The following is a 22,516-nucleotide window of genomic DNA, read 5'->3' as shown; positions in this document are numbered from 1 at the left end:
AATATGAAAATTTTAGAAGCCATTAGTACGATAGCGGGAAAATACTTTGCCGTATGGGTTATCTGTATAGCTGTTATTGCCTTTATAGTTCCTGATCCATTTTTAATATTTGGAGGATATATTACGATTTTGCTAGGCATCGTTATGTTTGGTATGGGGCTAACGTTAAAAGCGGTTGATTTCAAATTGATTTTAACGAATCCATTGCCAGTCATCATTGGTGTATGTGCTCAATATATTATTATGCCACTGACAGCTTTTTTAATTGCTTACATTATGAACTTACCAGCGGAATTAGCTGCGGGGCTAGTCCTTCTCGGTTCTGTTCCAGGGGGTACTGCTTCAAACGTTATGGTGTATTTAGCTAAAGGTAATGTACCGTTGTCAATTACAATGACATCTTTTTCGACGTTACTAGCCCCAATTGCAACACCATTAATTCTACTATTACTTGCAGGTAAATGGATGCCTGTAGATCCAATCGCAATGTTTACTTCAATTATTCAAGTAATTATTTTGCCTATTATTCTAGGTATTGTTATAAGAAGATTTGCTCCTCAAGTTGTAGAAAAAAGCATCAACGTCATTCCTCTAATCTCAGTAGTTGCTATTATTATTATTGTCTCTGCGGTTGTTGCCGGAAATGTTGATAGCATTGCTTCAGCTGGATTTATTATTTTTACGGCAGTAATGCTTCATAATGCATTCGGTTTGCTGCTGGGCTATTTAACAGCGCTTGTGTTAGGACTAAATGAAAGTAATCGAAGAGCTATTTCAATTGAAGTAGGTATGCAAAACTCTGGTCTTGGGGTGGCGTTAGCGACTGCCCATTTTGGTCCGTTAGCTGCCTTACCGAGTGTTCTTGGTGCTGTATGGCATAATATTTCAGGTCCAATTTTAGCCACGTATTGGTCGAAAAAAACGGAGAACGTAGAGACGCATCTTAGCAAAAACATACAGGAAAGCAACGTAGGAACACATATTTAAAAGTAAAATTAAAGTGTTCGTTTCCATATTGCGTGGTGAAGTTAGCTTAATAATAATTAAAAGAACGAATTCCGGACGGTGGAATTCGTTCTTTTGTTTATTAAGTATCGATTTCTTTTATAATAAAGCCTCTTGCAAAAGTGTTGAAAATTCGATTGAGACGCTCTGTCATTTCACCAGGTGTCGCATCAAAATCTTGTGCAATCCAGTCCAAAATCAAACCGGCTGTCCCATAAGCCATATAGCGCTTTTGGGAATGATCATCAACAACCGACACGCCGTAATGAATATCAAATTTATCTTTGAGCAAATTAAAAATCGCTTCAGGTAGTTGCTGATGGATACGAGGTAACGTATCTTCTAACAATAATAATGTGAAGTAATCACGGTGATCGTAAATGTAATACAGCAATTCAAAGGAATGGGTAGTCAACTCTTGTACTTTCACACGACTATTACTTACATACTTAGACATGCTGTTATATTGGATAGCTTCAAACATTTCTTCCATTAACTCTTCCACAAGATCATCTATATTTTGATAGTACACATAAAAGGTTGTCCGATTATATTGAGCATAATCTACAATATCCTTCACTGTAACAGCACTAAATCCCTTTTTATGGACCATATCAATAAATGCCTTTTTTAAGAAATGCTTTGTACGTAAAGCTTGATTGGAATTAGATTTCATCAAATTTATCTCCTACATTAGACAGATTGATAAAAAGTGTTGGTTTCTTCGACATTATAGCAAATATTAAGGATGGCTTACAGAAAATGAAACGGATTAAACTATAAATGTAACAACAATCTTTAGGGGAGGTACAAAAAATGAGATTTGAAAACAAAGTTGTCATTATTACAGGTGCTGCAGGAGGTATCGGTAAAGAGATTGCTCGCAAGCTTGCAGGTGAAGGAGCTAAGTTAACGCTAGTAGATTTAAATGAAGCTGCTGTGAAAGCGGTTGCAGAGGAGCTTAACTTAAGTGAGGATCGCGTACTGACTTTAAAGGCAGATGTTTCTAAAGAGGCAGAAGTAAAAAATTATGTTGATCAAACTGTATCAAAATTTGGTCGCATTGATGGATTTGCAAATAACGCAGGGGTAGAAGGTCCAGCAAAAATTTTAGAAGAAATTACTGAACAAGATTTCGATTTCGTATATAGCATTAACGTAAAAGGTGCTTTCTACGGTTTAAAATATGTCATGCCCATTATGAAACAGCAAAAAGCAGGTTCAATTGTCAATACAGCTTCTGTTGCTGGATTAATTGGTTCGCCAAATATGATGCTATACAATTCGTCAAAACATGCTCTAATGGGCATTAATAAAGTAGCTGCATTAGAAGCTGCTCCATATAATGTACGAGTGAATACAGTCAATCCTGGTGTTATTAATACACAAATGATGCGTCAAATTGAGGCAAAAGTTGCACCAGGTGCCGCCGAAGCAGCGCAATCTGCATATCAAGATGCAGTGCCAATGAAGCGCTATGGTGAACCAAATGAAGTAGCCAATGTCATTGCGTTTTTACTATCAGATGAAGCTTCTTATGTAAGTTCTTCATCCTACACAGTAGATGGGTCACTATATAATATTTAATAATGGAGGAATATAATATGAAACGTTTTGAAGAGAAAGTAGTCATTGTAACAGGTGCTGGATCTGGTCTTGGACAAGCAGCAACACTTCAATTAGCAGAAGAAGGTGCTAAACTAGTATTAGTCGACTTGAATGAAGCGGGTTTAAAAGAAACAGAAGAAAAAGTGTTAGCCATTTCACCACAGGCTGAACTGTTATTAATTGCAGCAAACGTAGCAGATGAAAATGCTGTCAAAGGTTTTGTAGATGCGACTGTTGAAAAGTTCGGCAAAATTGACGGTTTCTTTAACAATGCAGGCATTGAAGGAAAACAAAATTTAACAGAAGACTTTGGTATTGATGAGTTCCAAAAAGTTGTGTCTATTAACTTAAATGGCGTATTTTACGGGATGAAATACGTCTTAAAAGTAATGAAAGAACAAGGGTCAGGTTCAATTGTCAATACAGCATCTGTAGGTGGTATTCGTGGTGTTGGAAATCAATCAGGCTATGCAGCATCTAAACATGGTGTAGTCGGATTAACACGTAACTCAGCAATTGAATATGGACAATTTGGTGTTTCTATTAAAGCAATCGCACCCGGTGCCATAATGACGCCGATGGTAGAGGGCTCTTTACGTCAAATTGGTGGAGATAATTGGGAAGAAGTAGGTAAAGAATTCGTAAAACCAAACCCAATGCGCCGTTTCGGTAAACCAGCAGAGGTTGGTTACTTAGTTGCCTTCTTACTTTCTAACCAAGCAGACTTCATAAATGGTGTTGTTGTACCAATCGATGGTGGACAATCATATAAATACTAATAATGCTGGAGAGCTACGATAGCAATCTCCAATAGTAAGAAAGGTGAAATTGACTACGTTCAATTTCACCTTTCTCTTTTTAAAATTGTTTTAGCGATGCATCGAAATACTGAAATAAATGCTAACTAACAATAAATACAGATAGTCAGATATTCGCCGTATGTACTGAGACGGAGCTATTTTGGGCTATCGGTAAGATGAGTAAGGAGCGCCTTTCATTACCAATTTGAGGACTTTGGGTCAAATGTAATGAGTAAAACAGATTATATAAAGAAAAAAATTTAAAACGATAAGGTCCTTTTTGTAGATGTGGAATTTTAAAAATAGGGACAAAGCATAATATGAGTAAGCTGTAATTAGAAAGAAAAACCTACAAAATTTTTGTTATTTTATAAATTTTTCTAAATATTTGTCGATATTTGTATTACACACGTCGATTAAACTTGGAGGTTATAAAATGGATATTAAAAATTTAGGAAATCAATTTATAGGTGGGGAATGGAGAGAAGGACAAAGTATTAGCCTTTTACATGACATTAATCCCTATTCAGATGAAGTCATAACAGAATTTAAATTAGCAAACGTTTCTGATATTGATTATGCATATCAAGCCGCGCAACAAGCGAAGCAAGAATGGGACAAAGTAAACCCATATAAAAAGCGTGATATTCTTGAAAATGCAGTGAAATATATTGAGGAAAACGAAGAGGCCATTACATCGATTATTATGGATGAATTAGGTGGGACAAGATTAAAGGCTGCTTTTGAAATTGGTCTTGTTAAGAATATTATTAAAGAGGCTGCAACATTCCCAATTCGTATGGAAGGTAAGATTTTACCTTCAACAATCGATGATGTAGAAAACAGACTTTATCGTATTCCAGCAGGCGTTGTTGGCGTCATTAGTCCATTTAACTTCCCATTCTTTTTATCGATGAAATCTGTAGCACCTGCATTAGGTGCTGGGAACGCTGTTGTATTAAAGCCTCATGAAGATACACCTATTACAGGTGGAACATTAATTGGAAAGATTTTTGAAGAAGCTGGTGTACCAAAAGGATTAATGAATGTTGTTGTAACGGATATTAATGAAATCGGGGATGCATTTGTTGAGCATCCAATTCCAAGAATTATTTCCTTCACAGGCTCAACAAAGGTAGGAAGTTATATTGGTCAAGTAGCGATTAAAAATTTCAAAAAGCCATTATTAGAGTTAGGTGGCAATAGTGCATTTATCGTATTAGAAGATGCAGATATGGAGTACGCAGTTGGTGCTGCGACATTTAGTCGATTCACACACCAAGGGCAAATTTGTATGTCAGCAAACCGCATTTTAGTGCAGAAATCGATCTACAATGAGTTCCTTGACAAGTATGTAGCGAAAGTTTCTTCACTGAAAGTTGGTGATCCAAGAGATCCTGAAACAATCATTGGCCCAGTCATTAATGATCGCCAAGCAGCTAACCTAGAAGCAATGATTGAAAAAGGCATTGCTGAAGGTGCGAAAGCCGTTATTAAAGGTAATATTAAAGGTAGAATGGTAGAGCCAACGATTTTAGCAGATGTAACAACAGACATGAGTGTGGCACAAGAAGAGCTATTTGGCCCAGTTGTTTGTGTTATTCCATTCGAAACGGAAGAAGAAGCTATTCAAATCGCAAATGATACTCGTTTTGGATTAAGCGGTGCAATTCATACGGCTAACCTTGAACGTGGTGTAGAAATGGCTAAGAAAGTACATACAGGTATGATTCATGTAAATGATTTAACAATTAATGATGAACCAAATGTTGCATTTGGTGGCGAAAAACAATCAGGTATCGGTCGCTTAAACGGAGAATGGAGCCTTGAGGAGTTTACAACTTTAAAATGGATTTCTGTAAACTATAGCAAAAGAATTTTACCTTATTAAGGACAAAGGGGTCGGAAAATATGCAAGAAGCAGATGTAATTAGTGCGTTTATTAAAGTAGCTCCTTTGTTAAACGGGCTTATTCAGGACGATATTACGGTAGGCATTTACGATACTGAGAAACTAATCATTAATATTCCAGCGAAGACATTCTCTTTAAATGTTACGCCAGGGGATCCACTTGTTGAAGGTGATGTCATCACAAATGCGATTAAAGCGAATAAATCTTTATCAGCAGTTATACCGAAAGAATTATTCGGCTTCCCACTTGTTGCAAGAGCTATCCCGCTTCACGATAGTACTGGGAAAGTAATTGGTGGGGTAGGTATTGGAACAAGTTTGGAAAAAGCTCATAAACTATTTGAAATGGCTGAAAGTTTCTCTGCGATTGTAGAGCAAACGGCCGCTTCTATTGAAGAAATTAGTGGCTCAGTAGGCAATTTATCCGACCGCGTGAAAGATATGACCTCTTCAATGAAAGATGTGAGTTCAAGTGCGGAGGAAATTGGTCAGATTTCTTCTGTAGTAAAAGGGATTTCAGATCAGAGTAATTTATTAGGTTTAAATGCGGCAATTGAGGCTGCACGTGCAGGCGAACAGGGTAAAGGATTTGCAGTAGTGGCCGATGAAATACGTAAGCTTGCTACAAATTCGAAGCAAAATGCAGATCAAATTAATCATATTACAAAAAATATTCAACAGCTTCTAAAAGTGTTAAATCAATCATTTGCAGAAGTCAACACATTAACAGATACGCAATCGGGTTCAATCTACGAGTTTTCTTCAACGATTCAAGAAATAAGCTTGAAAGCTCAACAATTAGCACAATTTGCTGAAGAGATTTTATACGATAAGGAAAAAAAATAGAGAGAAATTTTAAAGATTAAAGATGTGCTCAAGAAGAGCGTGTCTTTAATCTTTTTTTCATTATCCCATATGCTGCTGTTTAATATTTGAATTATGAAAAATGAAATTACCCGTAGAAAAATTATTTGATGATAAAAAAAGCTCAGTTTTACTATAGCAGAAGTTTGACCAACTGAAACTACCAACACATAGTATAAGGCTGTGGAATAATTGAATTTAAACGAGATAAGAAGGAAAATTTATCCCTGCAAATGTTAGTAAAAACTAACGTTTGCGGGGTGTTTTTATGGCAAGGATTCCAGTAATAGAGAGAAACGAAACTATTTCTCTTGCAATATCGTCTACAACTTGACAGAAGTGTAAAAACGGGAGTATTATACATTAGCCGCCGAAAAAAAGCTATAGTGAAGTAATAATTTTCCGAAATTTATACTTATATTCTAATCTAGATATATTTTTAAATAAGTAATAGGTAGGTGCAAAAATGAAAAATCTAGTAAGTAAAAACTTATTAAACAAATTTTTAGGGATTTATATATTAGCTGTTTTAATGTTATGGGTTAAAACATACATCGCTCAAACAGCACAGTTTGATTTAGGTGTAGAAGGAGCACTTCAACATTTCCTTTTACTATTAAATCCACTAGGTTCAGCAATGCTATTCCTAGGGTTCTCATTTTTATTTAGAGGAAAGAAAAAATATACATCACTCGTTGTAATTTACACGCTTATGTCTATTCTTTTATATGCAAATGTTGTATATTACAGATTTTTTAGTGATTTCATTACATTACCAACAATTTTCCAAACACAGAACTTTGGCGATTTAGGTGGTAGTATTCTATCTTTATTAAAACCTTATGACATTTTATTCTTTGTCGATGTACTTGTCATGATTTACCTACGTTTCTCAAGAAAAATAGAAAAAGAAACAAATCGTTTTGGATATAAGAAAGCATTTGCAATTATTGCATTTGCCTTAGCAATATCAATCGTAAACTTAGGATTAGCTGAAACTAGTCGTCCGCAACTTTTATCTCGAGGTTTTGATAGAAACTATATTGTGAAATATTTAGGAATGTATAACTATACTATTTATGACACAGTAGAAACGATGAAAGCATCTTCAGAAAGAGCATTGGCGGATAGTAGTGATATTACAGAAGTAATTAACTATACAAAATCTAACTATGCCAACCCTAATCCAAAATATTTTGGGGCGGCAAAAGGAATGAATGTTGTCTATTTACATTTAGAATCATTCCAAAACTTCCTTATCGACTATAAATTAAATGGTGAAGAAGTTACGCCATTTTTAAATTCATTAGCAAAAGATCAAAATACATTGTATTTTGATAATTTCTTCCACCAAACAGGACAAGGTAAAACATCTGATGCAGAATTTATGTTAGAAAACTCTTTATTCGGATTACCACAAGGTTCTGCTTATATTACGAAAGCACAAAATACGTACCAAGCAGCACCAAGTATTTTAAAAAATTATGGTTATACTTCAGCTGTCTTCCATGGCAACAACGGAAGCTTCTGGAACCGAAATGTCATTTATAAATCATTTGGATTCGATAAGTTTTATGATGCTAGTTATTATGACACAGCCTCTTCAGATAACATGGCTGAATATGGTTTATTAGATAAACCATTCTTTGAACAATCTCAAAGTCTTTTAAGTTCTTTACCACAACCGTTTTATACAAAGTTAATTACGGTAGGGAATCACTATCCATATAAAATGAATCAAGACTTAGTAACAATCGATAAAGCTACTACTGGAGATGCAAGTGTAGATAATTATTTCCAAACTGCACGTTATGCAGATGAAGCAATCGAGCAGATGTTCAATCAACTAAAAGAATCAGGCTTATATGATAATACGATGATTGTTCTTTATGGGGACCATTATGGTATTTCAGATAATCATAATGCGGCGATGGAACAAGTTATGGGTAAAGAAATTACACCATATGAAAGTGCTAATTTACAACGCGTACCACTGTTTATTCATGTTCCAGGAATGCAAGGTGAAACTAACCATACTTATGGTGGTCAAACAGACCTTCTTCCAACGTTATTACATTTACTAGGAATTGAAACGCAAAACTATGTTCAATTCGGTTCCGATTTATTATCAGAAGAGCACAATGAAATTGTACCATTTAGAAATGGTGATTTTGTTAGTCCTTCGATTTATTCAATTAATGAAAAATATTACGATAACAAAACAGGTTTACTATTAGATGATAGTCAATTAGAGTCAGCGAAAGCTATGAAAAAAGAAGTAGACTTTAAGTTAGGGTTATCTGACAAAGTAGTGAATGGTGACTTATTGAGATTTTATACGCCAACAGGATTCACGCCCGTAGATCCATCTAAGTATAACTACAGCAAAGATGAGAGTGTAGAATCTAAATAATTACTAGTTAAGAGGGCAGTTCAAGAAGATGTGTCGGATATCAAAGCGTTTATAATAAGACTGCTTTAGGATATCTTCCCGTCTACTTGAATTGCCTTTTTTTATATGAATACACACAGGCTCTTCCTATTTTAATTTTCGTGAAAGCATAAAAAGCAGACGGTTTAAAAGTGCAAACATGCATTTCTAATTGGCCATCTGCTTTTATTTCTAAGTATCAAAAATAAATCAAAATGAAAATCTAGTTAAAGATGAATCTGTGTGAAGATAAATTAAAAAAGCTAGGTTATACTATAATAATGACTTAACTACTTGAACCTAACATTTTGCCCTTTGTTCGGGCACGTTTTAGGTATTAAACATGGCACAAATGTGCAAAAGTAGAAGCATTTTAGGGAGCAGAATTTACTAATGTATCCCATCATGAGAGGATTTGAAGTAGAGATGACAGATAATTTTTGGCGGGATTTACCGCGACCGTTTTTTGTACTTGCACCTATGGAAGATGTGACAGATGTTGTTTTTCGTCATGTAGTAAGTAAAGCAGGTAGACCAGATGTATTTTTCACGGAGTTTACAAACTCGGATAGCTACTGTCACCCAGAGGGACAGAAAAGTGTGCGAGGACGTCTACTTTTCACTGAAGACGAACAGCCAATGGTTGCACATATATGGGGAGACAATCCTGAATATTTCCGTCAAATGAGTGTTGGAATGGCAGAGCTAGGCTTTAAAGGCATAGATATTAACATGGGCTGTCCTGTACCGAATGTGGCAACGAGAGGAAAGGGTAGCGGTCTAATTTTACGCCCAGAAGTTGCTGCGGAGCTAATACAAGCAGCTAAAGCGGGCGGTCTGCCTGTAAGTGTTAAAACAAGACTTGGTTACACTGAAGTAGATGAGTGGAAAGAATGGCTAACACATATTTTAAAGCAGGATATCGCAAACCTTTCTATCCACCTACGTACGAGAAAGGAAATGAGCCAAGTAGAAGCACACTGGGAGCTAATTCCGGATATTAAGAAATTACGAGATGAAATTGCACCTAATACGCTGTTAACAATCAATGGGGACATTCCTGATCGTGAAACTGGCATGAAGCTTGTTGAACAATATGGTGTTGATGGGGTTATGATTGGTCGAGGTATTTTTAAAAATCCGTTTGCCTTTGAAAAAGAGCCGAAAGAACATAGTAGTAAGGAATATTTAGATCTTTTAAGATTACAGCTTGATCTTCAAGATAAATATGCAGAGGAGTTGCCACGTTCAGTTACAGCACTTCATCGCTTTTTCAAAATTTATGTTAAAGGATTCCGCGGAGCAGGTGAATTAAGAAATCAATTGATGAATACAAAAACAACAGATGAAGTACGTGCATTGCTAGATAGATTTGAATAAAAAGATGTGTGCCAGTCACTCAAACAATTTTGAATTGTTTGAGTGACTGGCACTTTTTTTTTCTTGACAAAAAAAAATCAAGTTTTTATTATATAATTGATAATGATTATCAATATCAATCAAGGAGGTAATTGTAATGCTTTGTGCAATGAATAAATCGGGAGTTTTTTTAACGTCTTTGTTTATTTTGTTGCTATCAACAGTATTATTTGGTTGTACAAAGTCTGATGAAGAGGCTACACCAACAACGGCTGAGAGCGAAGAGGCAAAAAATATACTAACTATGGCATGGCCAAGAGATGTAGGTGAAATGAATCCACATGTTTATAACCCTACACAATTATTTGCTCAGTCGATGGTTTACGAACCTTTAGTAAGCTATCAAAGCGGGGGTGAGTTAAAACCGCACCTTGCTGAGTCGTGGGAAGTTTCTGAAGATGGAAAAGTTTATACATTTCATCTTCGTAAAGACGTAAAGTTTTCTGATGGATCAAGTTTTAACGCGGAAATTGTTAAAAAGAATTTTGATACGATCATGAACAATCTCCAATTACATAGTTGGCTGGGTTTTCTTTCTAAAATAGAGCATACGGACGTAAAGGATGAAAATACGTTTCAAATAACATTAACCGAGCCGTATTATCCAACGATTCAAGAGTTAGCTGTCGTTCGGCCTGTTCGTTTTTTAGGTGAGGCTGGATTCCCTAATGATTCTGATACTTCAAAAGGTGTCGAGCAAGCGATTGGTACTGGCCCTTGGATTTTGGAAGAACATAAGGTTGATGAATATGCACTGTACAAACGGAACGACAATTATTGGGGTGATAAGCCGAAAGTGGAGAAAATAATGGTGAAAGTCATTCCTGATACAGAAACAAGGGTACTAGCCTTTGAAAAAGGTGAAGTAGATTTAATTTTCGGTGAAGGGGCTATAAGTTTAGATTCCTTCTTACAATTACAATCGACTGGTAAATATAACACTAGTATTTCAGAGCCAGTTGCGACGAGGTTACTTGTCATGAATACAAAGCAAGAACAACTGTCTGATGAGCGTGTGCGCCAGGCTTTACATTATGGATTTAATAAAGAATTAATGGTCGAAGGAATTAGCTCAGGTTTAGAAAAAGTAGCAGATCGTATTTTATCAACAAATTTCCCGTATACATCCAAAATTGAAGTGAAGTCGATTCAATATGATGTCGAAAAGGCAAAGTCTTTATTAGATGAAGCAGGCTGGATACTTCCAGAGGGGAAAACGGTTCGTGAAAAAGATGGAGAGCAGCTCGCAGTGGAATTAATGTACAATTCAGCTGAAACTATTCAAAAAGTAATGGCGGAAACACTGCAATCAGAATGGGCTGCTATTGGGGTGAAATTAAATATTGTTCCGCTAGAATTGGCAGAACAAATTCAAAGATTTAAAGATAATAACTTTGCTATTAATTTCTTTAGTAACTATGGTGCTCCTTATGATCCGCATACATTTATTAATATTGTAGCAACAGAAGGTTTTGGATTTAGTGAAGCAATATCTGCTTATCCGAACAAAGATGAATTGCTTAAACAAATGACAGAAGTTCCTAAAACTACAGATGAAAAAGAGCGTCAACAATTATACGCATCGATATTATCATCTCTACAAGATCAAGGAGCTCTTGTTCCTATTTCCTATTTAAGCCAGACAGCGGTCTATCAAAAGAACGTCTCTGACTTCACATTCCCTGCTAATCGAGACGAGCACCCATTCACAGGAATAAGCATTAAATAGTGAGCTAGGGGGATTTGATGGGTACTTATATACTAAAAAGAATTACGTCGATTATTCCAGTTTTTCTTTTGGCTACACTTCTTACATCTGGAATGATCCACCTTTCGCCGGTGGATCCAGCTGAGGCGTATTTAGCAGCGGCTCATATTCAACCAACAGATGAAATATTAGCTCAAAAAAGACAAGAATTTGGTTTAGATCAACCATTTTTAAAACAGTATATAAACTCTATTATTAAAATAATTCAGCTTGATTTTGGTAACTCGTATGTTTCTAAAAAGCCTGTTTGGGAAGAGGTTACATCTAAAATACCGGCCACTATTCAGCTAGCTCTAGGAAGTTTATTAATAGCGGTGGTGTTCAGTGTTCCTCTTGGGTTCTTAGCCGGAGTGAAGAAAAACAGCTTGATTGATTATACTAGTCGCTTACTCTCGTATATGGGAGCATCGATTCCTTCTTTTTGGCTAGGTTATATATTGATTTTTTTCTTTTCTGTCAAACTTAATCTATTTCCAGTGGAGGGTATTGGGACATGGCAGCATCTTGTTCTGCCCTCCATTACATTAGCTGTTCCTTTAGTGGCTACGTATACAAGGCTGTTGCGTGCAAGTGTGTTAGAAAATATACAAGAGCCTTATGTATTATTTGCCCGGACGAGAGGAATAAAAGAAACAATTATTATGGCAAAGCATGTATTAAGGATTGCGATTTCTCCAATGATTACTGGACTAGGGATAAATCTTGGAAAACTTCTAACGGGAGCAATTATCGTTGAAACGGTCTTTTCTTGGCCAGGGTTTGGTCGCTATTTTATTGAAGCTATCTTAAACCGTGATATACCTATCATTCAGTGCTATGTATTAATTGCAGCTTGTTTATTTATTATTAGCAATTTAATCGTAGACCTTATTCAAATGTATATCGACCCCCGTATTTCAAGGAAAGAAGGGCGTCTTCAATGAGAATAAGAATACGTACATTGTTGAAACATCAGAAAGCGATTACCATTTGTTCAATCATTTTAGCTGTTCTTTTTGTCATCGCAATCTTTGCTCCTTGGATAGCACCAAATGATCCTGTTGCTGTTAATTTAGCATATAAGCTGAAGTCTCCATCTTGGCAGTTCCCATTAGGGACAGACCATTTAGGAAGATGTAACTTGTCACGGATATTATATGGCGCGCGCATTTCATTGGGGTTTGCTATGCTTATTTTTATTTCTTCATTAGTTATTGGTTTAATTATAGGAACCTTTTCGGGATATAAAGGTGGATGGATCGATTATATGTTGATGAGATTATGCGATGGTATTTTGGCATTTCCGAATCTGATTCTTATTCTTGGCTTAGTTGGCATATTCGGTCCAGGGCTTCCACAAGTTATTTTAGCGCTAATGCTTGTGCAATGGGTTTATTACGCCAGAATATTCCGAGGCATGGTTCTTAGTCTGAAGGAGCAGAACTTTATTGCCGCTGCGAAAATTAGTGGCTCTTCACAACGAAAAATAATTAAAAAGCATATTATTCCTAATGTTCTTCCACCCCTTGTGGTAATTGGTACATTAGAAATCGGCTGGGCTATCATCGATATATCGGCACTGTCGTTCTTAGGCTTTGGGGTACAACCCCCTATACCAGAATGGGGGGCGATGATTCATGAAGGAAAAGCATATATTCGGACAAATCCAGAATTAATGCTTTATCCAGGCTTGAGCATTATGCTTGTGATTATTACTTTCAATCTATTAGGCGAAGCTTTAGCAGAACGTTACGGTATCAAACGAAGATTTTAAAAAGGAATGAGAAGATTGGAAATTGAACAGAGGAAGGTATTAGATGTTAAAAATTTATATGTCAAAGTTAAATCCCAAAATGGCGATGCTATCCTCGTTCGAGATATTAATTTTGAATTAAATCGTGGGAGGATACTTGGACTTGTTGGGGAAAGTGGAAGCGGTAAAACTATTACTAGTATGTCTATTCTTCAACTTTTAGATAAGAAGACAACAACTACTATAGGTAGCGTAGCACTACAAGGAAGAGAATTGAATGGCTTAGCTGAGAAAGAAATGCGAAAAATACGTGGTAAGGATATAGCGTTTATTATGCAAAACCCGATGAATGCTTTTACACCTGTTTTTACGATAGGACACCAACTGATAGAAACAATACGCTCTCATACACAGTGGAATAAAAAACAAGCTAGAGAGCTTGCCATCGAGGCTTTGCAACATGTGAACTTACCTAATCCAGTTAATCTTTTAAAACAGTATCCTTTTCAATTAAGTGGAGGTATGCTTCAAAGGGTTATGATTGCTACTGCAGCATGCTTACATCCAGCTGTTATTATTGCAGATGAACCAACAACTGCACTTGATGTAAACAATCAGAAGAAGGTGTTACATCACTTAGATCAAATACGTTCTGAATATGGCTCAGCCATTTTATTAATTTCTCATGATTTAGGTGTCATTTCAGAAATGGCTGATGAAGTAGTAGTTATGCAAAACGGCAAAATAGTCGAACAAGCAGATGTCTTTCAATTATTTAATGAGCCACAGTCTGATTATACGAAGAGGCTATTAAATGCACGTTCAATATTACACATAGAAGAATATATAAATTGAGTGATGATAGTCATGTTAGCGGGGGTGAACAAATGAGTTTATTGCAAGTTAATGAAGTAACTCATAGCTACGGATTTGGCTTCCGAAGCTTTTTTAAAAGGCACAATCGTCCTAAAAAAGTGCTTTCTAGTATCTCTCTTTCGATTGAGGAAGGAAACTGCTTAGGAATACTCGGTACGAGTGGAGCTGGTAAAAGTACGTTAGGAAAAGTGATTCTTGGTTTGGAACGACCACAGCATGGACAAGTTCTGTTTCAAGGGCATGATATTTATACAGTAGATAAGCATACTCGTCAAAAAATTCGCCGTAATTTGCAAGCTGTTTTTCAAGATTCTTACTCGTCCGTTAACCCTCGAATGACTGCCGAACGGATTATTGCAGAACCACTAGAAAATTATGAAAAGCTGACAATAGCTGAACAAAGGCGCGTTGTTATTGAATTATTGGAAAGGGTAGGGCTCAGTGAAAAGGACTTGAAAAAATATCCGCATCAATTTAGTGGTGGCCAATTGCAACGTATCAATATAGCAAGGGCAATTTCACTTAAGCCAAAGCTTATTGTTTTAGACGAATCTGTTAGTAGTCTAGATATGGTGAATCAAACCCTTATTTTAGGGTTACTAAGAGATCTAAAAAAAGACTTTGGATTATCTTATTTTTTTATTACACATGATATTAAAGCAGCCTGCGCGATTAGTGATACATTAGGTGTAATAGAAAGAGGAGAATTAGTCAATTTATACAATTCAAAAAGGCAATTTTTTGCATCAGAACATCCTGTTGTAAAGAAAATGATAGACTCTATGTTGCCTGAGCATCCACAACAAAGGTGCCAGTCACTAAAACAATTCTGAATTGTTTTAGTGACTGGCACTCTACTTTTCTTACATACCACCAGTTACAGGGATTGCTTCCCCTGTGATTGCAGCCGCACCTTCTGATGCTAAAAATACTGCAGTTTTTGCTATTTCAGATGGCTCAAGTAAACGTTTCATCCATTGTTTGCCCAGGATGTGGTGATTTAATGCCTCTTCTACAGAAGTACCGTCTTTTTCTGCTAATACGGGTAATTGCTTTTCGATTAATTCTGTACGAACTGGGCCAGGCTCAATTGCATTACAAGTAATACCACTAGTTGCATTTTCTAATGCCACGACTTTAGTAAATCCAACTTGTCCAGCTTTAGCAGCGCAATAAGCGGATTTGTATGCATCAGGGATACGACCGTGTGCAGATACAATGTTAATAATACGGCCATAGCCATTTTGTTTCATGTTGGGAAGTGCATGTTTTGTCATTAGGAATGTCCCTTTTAAAATAATGCCATTTACTAAATCCCATTTTTCTACTGGGAAGTCTTCAACCTTTGAAATAAATTGAATACCTGCATTGTTTATAACAACCTCTACAGACCCACGTTCAGAAATTACAGCATCCATAGCTGTCTTTACATTTTCTTCTGATGTTACGTCTACACGGTAGCCTTTAGCATTGCCTAATTGTAAAGCTGCATTAACGGCTGCTTCTTCGTTAATATCGAATATTGCTACATAGTCACCATTGGCAATGAATTCCTGAGCAATTGCATATCCAATTCCTTGAGCTGCACCTGTAATAATAACTGTACGTTCTTTATTCATCATATATCTCCTACCTTTATTAATATTTTTATAATTGGAGAAGAACTCTCATCTTCTCCAAACCATTAATAGAATAAAACGCCAACGATTAAAGCTGCGATTAATGCTAATAAATTTGGTAATGTCATACTTAAAAATGAATATTTAAAAGCCTTTTCATGAGTTAATCCAGTTAAAGCAAATGTTGATAGAATGGCACCGGAATGTGGTAAACCTGTAAACACTGCTGATGCAATTGCTGATATACGATGCATTGCTTCTGGATTTACACCCATAGCTAAGTACGATTGTGCGAACGCTTCCATTGCAATACCTAGACCGCCAGATGCTGAGCCAGTAATTGCACCAAGCGCACTTGAAGCAATCGTTAAACTAATCAGTGGGTTCCCAGGAATCCCTAAAATTAAATTAGAGATTACTTTGAAACCAGGTGCTAATGTAATGACCACACCAAATGCTACTGAAGCTGCCGTAAAGAAGATTGGATTAATGGCTCCATTGGCTCCAAGGCTAAGCGCCTGCTTATGTGATGGAATATATTTGTGAAAACCAATTGCAGAGACAACAACGCCTGCACCTAAACCCATTAAGACAATGTTTGGTACTTTGAGTGCACTACCAACAAAGATAATCAGGATTAGTACTAAAATCGGTAAAATACTTAAGAAGAAAGGGGGGATATTTTCTTTTAAGACGGTTTGATTATCTTTATCTTCACTCGCTTCAAATTTTTCATTTTTAGCTAAACTTTTATTTAGAGCGCTTTTCATATACCAAACACCAACAACAATCGCGACAATGGTTGCGATAATTCCTATTAAAGGTGCAGCGGTTACAGTAGTGCCTAAATAATTTGTTGGTACAACGTTTTGTATAGAAGGTGTACCTGGCAACATTGTCATAGTAAATGTACCGATTCCTAAAAATACAGGAATAACAATAAGGTTCCATGAAATGTTTAACTGTTTAAATAATGGTTTTGCTAATGGAATAATTACGAACAGTACCACGAATAAGCTAATACCACCGAAAGTTAAAATGGCACTAATAACGAAAATTGCGATTAATACAGAAAATGGTTTCTCTGTTCCAGTAATTGATAATACTTTTTGAGCAATGGATTGAGCTGCACCACTCTTTTCGATATACTGTGCTAAAATAGCACCTAATAAAAATACTGCAAAAAAATTAATGATAAACCCTGTAAGTCCTGTCATATAGGAAGCTTCATTTCCAATTAACGATGGAAAAAAGTTCATACCATTTGTTACGATGACAATAATTGAAGCTACAGGCGCTATAAATACAATGCTGTAACCTCTCATTGCCAAAAATACGACAAAAAAGATTGCAACAATAATTCCTAATGTACCCATACTATTTGTCCTCCACATTTTCTAGTGTCAATTTTCAGCTATTTGACAGTTTTATTATGTCGTAAATATGTCGGATTTTATAATACTATTTCTATTATCATGTCTATAACAAAATGGTTATCATTCATAAAAAATGCAATTTATATTTTACTAAATACATAAAAATTCTATTAATGTCGCATATATTCTATAATAAGGTGATATTTATACATGGAATTGAGGAGTTAATATATATGAAGGAAGATTTATCACTAGCCTATTTACAGGCCATTGAAGAATACGGGAATATATCCCAAGCAGCAAGTGCACTGTTTGTTTCGCAGCCCTATTTAAGTAAGTTTTTTAAAAATCTAGAGGAGAAGCTTGGTGTAGAATTAATTAATCGCCAAGTAACACCTTTGACACTAACTTATGCAGGCGAATTATACGTCTCTTATATGATAGATATAAAGAAAACATACGAGAGATTAGAACGTGAAATTGAATCGATAACAAATTTAAAAAAGGGCCGACTAATTATTGGCATTAACCCAATTTTAGCTTCCCATACACTTTATAAATTTCTTCCGCATTTCATGAGAAAGTATCCTGGTATAGAAATTGAACTTGAAGAAGCATCGGCCAATGAGATGGAAGCATTAGTACTTCAAAATAAAATTGATATTTGTATCAATATGTTACCTATTACGAATACAGAGCTTGTTTATGAAAGTCTTTATGAAGAAGATATATATTTAGTAGTGCCACCAGGTCACGCTTACTATCAAAAAAATATTAAGACAGCAACTCATATACCTTTTCAACCTTCGAGTTTAAACAAAGAAAAGTTTGTGCTACTAAACCCAGGGCTTGGATTGCGCCGATTAACGGATCAAATTTTTGAACGGTACAACATAAAACCTAATATTGTGTTGGAAACAAATAATATAGAAAATGCATTTAGATTAGCGAACAGCGGGGTAGGTATGACTATAATACCCGAATGTGTCATTACACGTGATCACCTGAACTTTGAATCGAATTTTTATACATTAGGAAATCCCACCTATAAAAACAATGTTGTCATTAGTTACAAAAAGGATAGTGTCTTATCTCCTGCAGCTTCGGCATTTTTACAATTCACGAAAGAAAAATATGGTGCCAGTCACTAAAACAATTCTGAATTGTTTTAGTGACTGGCACCTTTTCATATATTTTAGTAAAAGCCAATAGGAGTAGATATTAATGGACAAACAAAATAGCAAATACAGATGGATTGTATTTGTTGTTGTGTTATTTACTTATTTGTTAATGGCGAGTCAACGAACAGCACCTGGATTAATTACAGAGCAATTGATGCGGGATTTTCATGTCACAGCAGCAACGATTGGCTTGTTAACGAGTATACAATTTTTTGTATACACAAGTTTGCAAATTCCAATGGGGATTTTGGCTGATCGTTATGGTCCGAACTTTTTCTTAATTATTGGTGCGACGCTTACAGGTTTAGGCACAATCATTTATAGTTTTGGTACACATGAATTTGTGTTGTTCTTTTCAAGAATACTTACTGGGGTAGGGGATGCGACCATATGGGTTAATATGGTGCTCATTTTAGCTCAATGGTTTTATCGAAAGGAATTTGTTCGGTTAATTGGCTTAGCAGGTATGACTGGGAGTCTTGGTTTTTTATTGGCGACAGTCCCTTTTTCCGAATGGATAGATTTACTTGGTTGGAGAGCGGCATTTTTTTCAGCGGGGTTATTATTATGTTTTTGTGGTGTTGTTCTTTATTTTGTCCTTGTAAAAAAGCCGAAAACACTGTTTAAGGATGAGCAAGTAGTTGTCACAGCAGAAGGACAACGCGAAAAACCATTCGTCTTAGTGAAACGAATATTTTCACATCCCCAAGCGTGGGCGCTATTCTTTTGTCATTTTGGTGTAGTAGGAGGCTATGTGGGATTTATTAGCTCTTGGGCTGTACCATATGGGATGAATATGTATGACATGACACGTTTGGATGCAAGTCAATTCATTATGGTAGGTCTTATTGGGGCACTTATTGGAGCTCCTTTAATTAGTTGGATTTCAAGTAGGTTAGAAACAATAAAAAGACCATATATTGCCGTTCATATGATCGTCTTACTCGGTTGGTGTTCGTTTCTTTTATTCAATGGGCATCCATCTTTATTCTTATTAATGTTATTATTTTTTATTATTGGATTTGGCTACGGTGCAAGTGCTTTAACTTTTGCTGCTGTACGACAATCATTCCCGTTAAATGAAGCTGGGGTAGTTTCGGGGTTTGCAAATACAGGTGGTTTTCTAAGTGCTGTCTTACTACCGATTATTTTCGGATATTTATTGGATTATTTTCAATCTACTTCAGGTAATTTAGGCGATGGCTACTACTATGGTTTTTTTGCCCCAGTTATCTTCTCCATCATTGGTTTGTTTGGTGTGTTGCTCTTTCAAGAAAAGCGTTGAGAAATAGGACTTCAAAAGTGAAATCTTCTTCCACAAGCATAAGTAGAAGGTTATATTTCGCCATTATCGGGAAAAATGAAATTAATGTGAATAAAAATAAAGTTGTAGTGGTTGAATTTATTATAGTAATAGAGCAGTTTAGTTGAAGAAATAGAAGTAGAAGGTTATTTTAAATAGGTAAACTAAAGTGGAATTTTAACAATTTCATTATTATCGGAAAGATTTTGTTCCACTTTACGTATGGGAAGGAGCAACAACGTTTTGGGTATAACTAGTATGGTCGGATACGTAATTATAGGTGGATTACTTATTCTTTTATTAGTCTTCATTATTGTCATGATTAATGGAGCGAAGAAGAAGTAATTGCAGTGCCAGTCACTAAAACAATTCAGAATTGTTTTAGTGACTGGCACTTTTATTCTCAATTGATTCTCAATTAGCTTTTGATAAGCTATACTAGACTCATAAAATAGTAATTTAAAAAGGCATTAAGGAGAGTTGAGTGGAATGAAACGTATTCTATTCATAGAAGACGAGCAGCATCTTTCACGTTTTGTAGAATTGGAGCTCCAGCGTGAAGGGTATGATGTTGTTTTGGCTTATGATGGTGTGACGGGGCTACATCTTGCGCTTTCCGAGGAATGGGACCTTATTTTACTAGACCTTATGCTTCCACAGCTAGATGGATTAGAAGTATGTAGGAGAATTCGCGCATTGAAAAAAACACCTGTCATCATGCTGACGGCAAGGGATAGCATTAAGGATAAAGTCTCGGGTCTCGATTGTGGAGCTGATGATTATATACCAAAGCCATTTGCCATTGAGGAGCTTCAGGCGCGCATGAGAGTTATTTTTAGAAGGCTAGAGGAAAGTGCTGCTACAAGCCAAGCACTTCTTACGTTTCAAGATTTATCTGTCAATCTAGATCTGAGAGTTGTTAAACGAGGAGATGTTGAAATTGGACTAACGAAGGGTGAATTTGATTTATTAGTAGCGCTTATGCAAAATATTAATCGGGTAATGGACCGTGAAACGCTCCTCGATAAAGTATGGGGCTTTGAGACAGTCGTCGATACGAATGTTGTAGATGTGTATATTAGGTATTTACGTAATAAAATTGACCAACCTGGACAAGCAAGCTATATTCAAACGGTTCGTGGAATGGGCTACGTGATGAAACAATGATACAACAAAATCGTAAACGATGGTTATCATCAATGCCGATTAAATGGAAGCTTACTTTATGGTCTGCTTTTTTTATTTTGTTGCTTTTCATTGCTTATAATAGCGTTCAATATATATTTGTGGAAAAATGGATGATTGGTCAAGAGAAAGTACATATACGTCAACAAATGAATGACGTTCTGAATGAATTGCTAGAGAAGGAAGTTGAATTTGCTGAAACCGAATTGCCTCAAATACGAAATGATTTAAATAAAAAAAATCAAAAAGGGCAATTAATACGTATTATTAATAAGCAAAATAACAAGATTATCTCAGTATCTGATGGTATCCCAGAAGAATGGATTCCTCCAAAGCAAAGCGCTTTAACAGAAATCGTTATTACAGATTATGCAGATCATTCTTTTTTAATCATGAGAAGCCCCATCACGATTCATTCTTTTAAAGGAACCGTCGAGATTGTAAAAAACATAGATCAATTTAAGCAATTTACTGAAGATATTTTACGCGTCTTTGTTTTATCTGGATTAGGGGCAGTTATTTTAAGCGGTTTGGGTGGTGGCTTGCTTGCCCAACAATTGTTAAAGCCATTGCAGTCGATGGCAACGACGATACAAAATGTCGGGCGGAAAGGGCTACAGGAAAGGATGGAAGTTCCGAAAAGTAATGATGAAATTGCCATCTTAATGAAAATGTTTAATAAGATGATGGATCAAGTTGAACAGTCTTTTCATCAACAAAGCCAATTTGTCGAGGATGCTTCACACGAATTAAGAACACCTATTGCGATTATCGATGGACATTTGTCCTTACTACTTCGTTGGGGGAAGCATAATCCTGCAGTGATGGAGGAATCTTTAAATATTTCCTACCATGAACTTACTCGTATGAAATCGCTCGTTCAGGATCTGCTCCTTCTTACTAGTGCAGAGAGGGATGGAAACTTTAGTGAAGAAGTAGTTTTCCAAGCAGATCAAGCTATATTAAAGACAGTCGGAAAATGTGAACAACTACATCCCAATTACACATTTGAAACGTCTTTTGAAGGTTTTGAGGAACGAGAGATGATGGTTTCTGATAGTCATTTGGAACAAATTTTAATGATATTGCTGGACAATGCGGTGAAATATTCAGAAATTGGTTCTGCCATACGTATTGCAGGCTATGTTAGACATGATAAGGCGTTCATTGAAGTAACTGATCGTGGAATTGGTATACCAGAGAAAGATTTGCCTTTTGTAATGGAGCGTTTTTATCGGGTGGATAAAACAAGAAGTCGCAAGCAGGGAGGAACTGGTCTAGGGCTTGCCATTGCTAAACGGTTAATAGAACAGTACAACGGTCAAATAACAATCCAAAGCAAGGAATCTTTAGGGACGACCGTAACAGTTTCGTTTACATGTCATCTTCGTTTTAAAAAAAGGGAGGCTGAACCAAGTGAATAAGCTAGTTAAAAGAA

At 36.0% G+C, this 22,516-nt stretch carries 19 protein-coding genes; 16 read left to right on the top strand and 3 right to left on the bottom strand.

Features of this window, described 5'->3' with window-relative positions:
• Positions 1 to 3: 3 nt before the first annotated feature.
• Positions 4 to 987 (top strand): bile acid:sodium symporter family protein, encoded by a 984-nt coding sequence (locus tag ACIQXW_RS22230; RefSeq protein WP_402765605.1) that lies wholly within the window; start codon positions 4 to 6, stop codon positions 985 to 987.
• A gap of 100 nt (positions 988 to 1,087) precedes the next feature.
• Here the strand turns inward: ACIQXW_RS22230 and ACIQXW_RS22225 are convergent, their stop codons facing one another.
• On the bottom strand, positions 1,088 to 1,681 hold the full coding sequence (locus ACIQXW_RS22225; RefSeq protein ID WP_340822254.1) for a TetR/AcrR family transcriptional regulator: 594 nt from the start codon (positions 1,679 to 1,681) through the stop codon (positions 1,088 to 1,090).
• A 140-nt stretch (positions 1,682 to 1,821) separates the two neighbouring features.
• Between ACIQXW_RS22225 and ACIQXW_RS22220 the strand changes: the two genes are divergently transcribed.
• The 11 genes from ACIQXW_RS22220 (at position 1,822) to nikE (ending at position 15,247) form a co-directional block, all read left to right on the top strand.
• Positions 1,822 to 2,592 (top strand): SDR family NAD(P)-dependent oxidoreductase, encoded by a 771-nt coding sequence (locus ACIQXW_RS22220; RefSeq protein ID WP_401021907.1) that lies wholly within the window; start codon positions 1,822 to 1,824, stop codon positions 2,590 to 2,592.
• A gap of 17 nt (positions 2,593 to 2,609) precedes the next feature.
• Positions 2,610 to 3,392: an SDR family oxidoreductase gene (locus ACIQXW_RS22215; protein ID WP_402765601.1), complete on the top strand. Its 783-nt coding sequence runs from the start codon at positions 2,610 to 2,612 to the stop codon at positions 3,390 to 3,392.
• 457 nt (positions 3,393 to 3,849) lie between these two features.
• On the top strand, positions 3,850 to 5,304 hold the full coding sequence (yfmT, locus tag ACIQXW_RS22210; RefSeq protein ID WP_402765598.1) for a benzaldehyde dehydrogenase: 1,455 nt from the start codon (positions 3,850 to 3,852) through the stop codon (positions 5,302 to 5,304).
• Between the two features lie 20 nt (positions 5,305 to 5,324).
• A complete protein-coding gene (locus ACIQXW_RS22205) occupies positions 5,325 to 6,170 on the top strand; it encodes a methyl-accepting chemotaxis protein (RefSeq protein WP_401021900.1) in 846 nt (281 codons plus the stop codon).
• A 484-nt stretch (positions 6,171 to 6,654) separates the two neighbouring features.
• Complete coding sequence (gene ltaS, locus ACIQXW_RS22200) at positions 6,655 to 8,601, top strand: lipoteichoic acid synthase (RefSeq protein ID WP_402765595.1); 1,947 nt, start codon at positions 6,655 to 6,657, stop codon at positions 8,599 to 8,601.
• A 444-nt stretch (positions 8,602 to 9,045) separates the two neighbouring features.
• A complete protein-coding gene (locus tag ACIQXW_RS22195) occupies positions 9,046 to 9,999 on the top strand; it encodes a tRNA dihydrouridine synthase (RefSeq protein WP_402765671.1) in 954 nt (317 codons plus the stop codon).
• Positions 10,000 to 10,135: 136 nt separating this feature from the next.
• Positions 10,136 to 11,767, top strand: a complete 1,632-nt coding sequence (nikA, locus tag ACIQXW_RS22190; protein ID WP_401021896.1) for a nickel ABC transporter substrate-binding protein — start codon at positions 10,136 to 10,138, stop codon at positions 11,765 to 11,767.
• A gap of 17 nt (positions 11,768 to 11,784) precedes the next feature.
• Complete coding sequence (gene nikB / locus ACIQXW_RS22185) at positions 11,785 to 12,729, top strand: nickel ABC transporter permease subunit NikB (RefSeq protein ID WP_401021893.1); 945 nt, start codon at positions 11,785 to 11,787, stop codon at positions 12,727 to 12,729.
• Positions 12,726 to 13,559: a nickel ABC transporter permease subunit NikC gene (gene nikC / locus ACIQXW_RS22180; RefSeq protein ID WP_402765591.1), complete on the top strand. Its 834-nt coding sequence runs from the start codon at positions 12,726 to 12,728 to the stop codon at positions 13,557 to 13,559. Before nikB ends, nikC begins: the two co-directional genes overlap by 4 nt.
• Before the next feature lie 15 nt (positions 13,560 to 13,574).
• Entirely contained in the window at positions 13,575 to 14,393 is an 819-nt protein-coding gene (gene nikD, locus ACIQXW_RS22175) for a nickel import ATP-binding protein NikD (protein ID WP_340822263.1), read from the top strand.
• A gap of 32 nt (positions 14,394 to 14,425) precedes the next feature.
• Positions 14,426 to 15,247, top strand: a complete 822-nt coding sequence (gene nikE, locus ACIQXW_RS22170; protein WP_340822264.1) for a nickel import ATP-binding protein NikE — start codon at positions 14,426 to 14,428, stop codon at positions 15,245 to 15,247.
• 30 nt (positions 15,248 to 15,277) lie between these two features.
• Here the strand turns inward: nikE and ACIQXW_RS22165 are convergent, their stop codons facing one another.
• The gene (locus ACIQXW_RS22165; protein WP_401021889.1) at positions 15,278 to 16,033 is read right to left on the bottom strand and encodes a 3-hydroxybutyrate dehydrogenase; all 756 of its coding nucleotides are present in this window, start codon (positions 16,031 to 16,033) and stop codon (positions 15,278 to 15,280) included.
• A 65-nt stretch (positions 16,034 to 16,098) separates the two neighbouring features.
• Complete coding sequence (locus tag ACIQXW_RS22160; RefSeq protein WP_402765586.1) at positions 16,099 to 17,409, bottom strand: GntP family permease; 1,311 nt, start codon at positions 17,407 to 17,409, stop codon at positions 16,099 to 16,101.
• 233 nt (positions 17,410 to 17,642) lie between these two features.
• Between ACIQXW_RS22160 and ACIQXW_RS22155 the strand changes: the two genes are divergently transcribed.
• From ACIQXW_RS22155 to ACIQXW_RS22140, 4 genes are all read left to right on the top strand, one after another.
• Positions 17,643 to 18,560, top strand: coding sequence for a LysR family transcriptional regulator (locus ACIQXW_RS22155; protein WP_402765583.1), 918 nt, complete (start codon positions 17,643 to 17,645; stop codon positions 18,558 to 18,560).
• A 73-nt stretch (positions 18,561 to 18,633) separates the two neighbouring features.
• Positions 18,634 to 19,875 carry an MFS transporter gene (locus ACIQXW_RS22150; protein WP_402765580.1) on the top strand — a complete coding sequence of 414 codons (1,242 nt, stop codon included), beginning with the start codon at positions 18,634 to 18,636 and terminating at the stop codon, positions 19,873 to 19,875.
• A gap of 507 nt (positions 19,876 to 20,382) precedes the next feature.
• Positions 20,383 to 21,060, top strand: a complete 678-nt coding sequence (locus ACIQXW_RS22145; protein ID WP_402765577.1) for a response regulator transcription factor — start codon at positions 20,383 to 20,385, stop codon at positions 21,058 to 21,060.
• Positions 21,057 to 22,502, top strand: a complete 1,446-nt coding sequence (locus ACIQXW_RS22140) for a HAMP domain-containing sensor histidine kinase (RefSeq protein WP_402765574.1) — start codon at positions 21,057 to 21,059, stop codon at positions 22,500 to 22,502. The genes ACIQXW_RS22145 and ACIQXW_RS22140 overlap by 4 nt, the downstream gene beginning before the upstream one ends.
• The last annotated feature ends 14 nt before the right edge of the window (positions 22,503 to 22,516 follow it).

It is taken from the genome of Lysinibacillus sp. NPDC097162 (assembly GCF_044762185.1).
In the GTDB taxonomy this organism is placed as follows: Bacteria; Bacillota; Bacilli; order Bacillales_A; family Planococcaceae; genus Lysinibacillus.
This window is presented reverse-complemented; position numbering and strand designations above follow the sequence as displayed.

Coding starts and splice junctions, on each gene's coding strand:
- ACIQXW_RS22225 (WP_340822254.1), bottom strand. CDS start 1,681: ATGAAATCTAATTCCAATCAAGCTTTACGTACAAAGCATTTCTTAAAA.
- nikB (WP_401021893.1), top strand. CDS start 11,785: ATGGGTACTTATATACTAAAAAGAATTACGTCGATTATTCCAGTTTTT.
- ACIQXW_RS22195 (WP_402765671.1), top strand. CDS start 9,046: ATGACAGATAATTTTTGGCGGGATTTACCGCGACCGTTTTTTGTACTT.
- ACIQXW_RS22150 (WP_402765580.1), top strand. CDS start 18,634: ATGGACAAACAAAATAGCAAATACAGATGGATTGTATTTGTTGTTGTG.
- ACIQXW_RS22145 (WP_402765577.1), top strand. CDS start 20,383: ATGAAACGTATTCTATTCATAGAAGACGAGCAGCATCTTTCACGTTTT.
- ACIQXW_RS22205 (WP_401021900.1), top strand. CDS start 5,325: ATGCAAGAAGCAGATGTAATTAGTGCGTTTATTAAAGTAGCTCCTTTG.
- nikE (WP_340822264.1), top strand. CDS start 14,426: ATGAGTTTATTGCAAGTTAATGAAGTAACTCATAGCTACGGATTTGGC.
- ACIQXW_RS22230 (WP_402765605.1), top strand. CDS start 4: ATGAAAATTTTAGAAGCCATTAGTACGATAGCGGGAAAATACTTTGCC.
- ltaS (WP_402765595.1), top strand. CDS start 6,655: ATGAAAAATCTAGTAAGTAAAAACTTATTAAACAAATTTTTAGGGATT.
- ACIQXW_RS22165 (WP_401021889.1), bottom strand. CDS start 16,033: ATGAATAAAGAACGTACAGTTATTATTACAGGTGCAGCTCAAGGAATT.
- ACIQXW_RS22220 (WP_401021907.1), top strand. CDS start 1,822: ATGAGATTTGAAAACAAAGTTGTCATTATTACAGGTGCTGCAGGAGGT.
- ACIQXW_RS22215 (WP_402765601.1), top strand. CDS start 2,610: ATGAAACGTTTTGAAGAGAAAGTAGTCATTGTAACAGGTGCTGGATCT.
- yfmT (WP_402765598.1), top strand. CDS start 3,850: ATGGATATTAAAAATTTAGGAAATCAATTTATAGGTGGGGAATGGAGA.
- nikA (WP_401021896.1), top strand. CDS start 10,136: ATGCTTTGTGCAATGAATAAATCGGGAGTTTTTTTAACGTCTTTGTTT.
- ACIQXW_RS22140 (WP_402765574.1), top strand. CDS start 21,057: ATGATACAACAAAATCGTAAACGATGGTTATCATCAATGCCGATTAAA.
- ACIQXW_RS22155 (WP_402765583.1), top strand. CDS start 17,643: ATGAAGGAAGATTTATCACTAGCCTATTTACAGGCCATTGAAGAATAC.
- ACIQXW_RS22160 (WP_402765586.1), bottom strand. CDS start 17,409: ATGGGTACATTAGGAATTATTGTTGCAATCTTTTTTGTCGTATTTTTG.
- nikC (WP_402765591.1), top strand. CDS start 12,726: ATGAGAATAAGAATACGTACATTGTTGAAACATCAGAAAGCGATTACC.